The sequence below is a fragment of the Bradyrhizobium altum genome (genome assembly GCF_020889705.1).
Classification (GTDB): Bacteria; Pseudomonadota; Alphaproteobacteria; order Rhizobiales; family Xanthobacteraceae; genus Bradyrhizobium; species Bradyrhizobium altum.
Genome location: NZ_JACMYP010000512.1, coordinates 1 through 2,000, shown reverse-complemented (window position 1 = coordinate 2,000; position 2,000 = coordinate 1). Strand labels below are relative to the sequence as shown.

2 protein-coding genes are annotated in these 2,000 nt (G+C 65.3%); one reads left to right on the top strand and one right to left on the bottom strand.

Annotated elements, in window-relative coordinates; all coding sequences use genetic code 11:
* Positions 1-19 precede the first annotated feature (19 nt).
* On the bottom strand, positions 20-832 hold the full coding sequence (locus H8B02_RS46985; RefSeq protein WP_229172473.1) for an enoyl-CoA hydratase: 813 nt from the start codon (positions 830-832) through the stop codon (positions 20-22).
* Between the two features lie 411 nt (positions 833-1,243).
* Here H8B02_RS46985 and H8B02_RS46980 point away from each other — a divergent pair, with 411 nt between their 5' ends.
* Positions 1,244-1,897, top strand: coding sequence for a PilZ domain-containing protein (locus H8B02_RS46980; protein ID WP_229172472.1), 654 nt, complete (start codon positions 1,244-1,246; stop codon positions 1,895-1,897).
* The last annotated feature ends 103 nt before the right edge of the window (positions 1,898-2,000 follow it).

Here is a 2,000-nt window from a genome sequence, read left to right as displayed (position 1 = left end):
GGTGAGGACGAGGACGCCGCTACCGGCCCTTGAACTGCGGCTTGCGCTTTTCCATGAAGGCGTTGCGGCCTTCGCGGAAATCCGCGCTGTCCATGCAGTCGATGCCGATCTGCTTGATCGCGGCCATGTCGCGATCGGCGGGATCATTCAGCACATGCGCGATGGTGATCTTGGCGGCCTTTATCGCCAGCGGCGCGTTGCCCGAAATTGTGCCCGCGATCTCCATGGTCGCGTCCCACAACTCGGCGTCCGGCAGCACGCGATCGACGAGGCCGATCCGCAGCGCTTCCGCGGAGTCGATCCGCATGCCGGTATACATGATCAGCCGCGCCCAGGACGGGCCGACCAGGGACACCAGGTGGCGCAGCCCGTCATAGCCGTAGGCGATGCCGAGCTTGGCGGCGGGAATGCCGAACTGCCCGCTGGCGCCCGAGATGCGGATATCGGTCAGCATCGCGACCTGCATGCCGCCGCCGAGGCAGAAGCCGCGGATACAGGCGATGGTCGGCTTCGGGTAGTCGGCGAGCAAGGCGCGCTGGGCGGCGCTTCGCCGTGAATATTCCTCGGAGGCTTCCGCGTTGCGGCGGGTCTTCTCGAACTGGCTGATATCGGCGCCGGACACGAAGGCCTTGTCGCCCGCGCCGACCAGGATCACGACACGGACAGCCGGATCGTCGCGCAAGGCGGTCAGCGCCTCGCCGAGCCCTTCCCACATCTCCAGCGACATCGCATTACGCTTGTCGGGATTGTTGAAGGTGATGACGCCGACGCCGTCGACCACGCTTTGCAGGATCTTGCCGTCGGCAAGCGACTTGTCTGAGATGTTTGGCATATGAGGATCCGGTCTGATTTCGGCCAAGGCTGGCATCAAAAGGCTGGCATCAAGGTCGAGGCTAGCACCCGGTTGCGAGCCGAGGCAGGCCGTTTGGAGCACGGCGCGATTGCAACGGCGTGCGGCAACTCTCCCGGTAGTTGTACGGCTCGCAAAATAAACACACGCGTAAGGGTTGCGCCATAGAGTGGGCCGCCCGCGCTCTGTCCCGGCTTAACTTTTCCCTAGTGTTTCGACGGTACGACTGTACGCACCTGCGCGCCAGGACGATGTGCGGCGCGCTGGGACGCAACCCGCGGCCTTCCCGCTGCAATCGCGTCGGTAACGGATGTCCCCGCCACCAGACCGACCACGGATGTCGGTCAACCCCAGACCTCCGTGCACTCAGATCGCCTCGGGCGAGGTCCAGTCGTGTCTGTCGAAAAGTTTCTCAAGCAACGCGCGGTCAGGATCATCGTCAACGGCAGCTACACGCTGCCGAACTGGTACGATGCGCAGGGCAAGCTGCGCACCTTCGCCTGCCGCACCACGCGCGTCTCGCCGTTCCGGATGATCGTGGACGTGCCCGTCGTCGGCAAGGTCGGCGACCGGCTCACCTCGTATTTCGAGGAGTTCGGCAAGTTCGAGGGCTGCATCACCGACACGATGAGCGGCAGCTTCCTGCTCGAGCTCGAGATGACGCATGCCAGGCGCGAGAAGTTCGCCGACAAGCTGACCTGGATCGAGAAGAAGCAGAAGGATCCGAGCGTCCGCGAGGCGCGCAACAATCCACGTTTTGTGCCCGTCGCGCCGCATGCCATGCTGACGCTGGCGGACGGCACCATGCAGAGCTGCTTCATCATCGACGTGTCGCTGTCGGGCGCGGCGGTGTCCTCCGAGCTGCAGCCGCCGGTCGGCATGCCGCTGGCGATCGGCGCCTGCGTCGGCCGCGTGGTCCGGCATCTGCCGAACGGCTTCGCCATCAAGTTCGTCGAGACCTACAAGCAGGGCGACCTTGGGCGACTGATCGCGCGCAAATCCAAGGAACTGCTGGTGGTGTCCGCCGACGCCGACCCGGTTGCCTGACGGCAGGAGCCCGCCGGCTTAGGTCAGCAGTTCCGGATCTTCGGCCGCGCGCATGCGCGCGATACTGTCTTCGGTCGCCGCCGCGCCGGCCGCCGCGATCGCG

Excerpts from the sequence above, each read along its gene's own strand:
- H8B02_RS46985 (WP_229172473.1), bottom strand. The coding sequence starts at position 832 with ATGCCAAACATCTCAGACAAGTCGCTTGCCGACGGCAAGATCCTGCAA.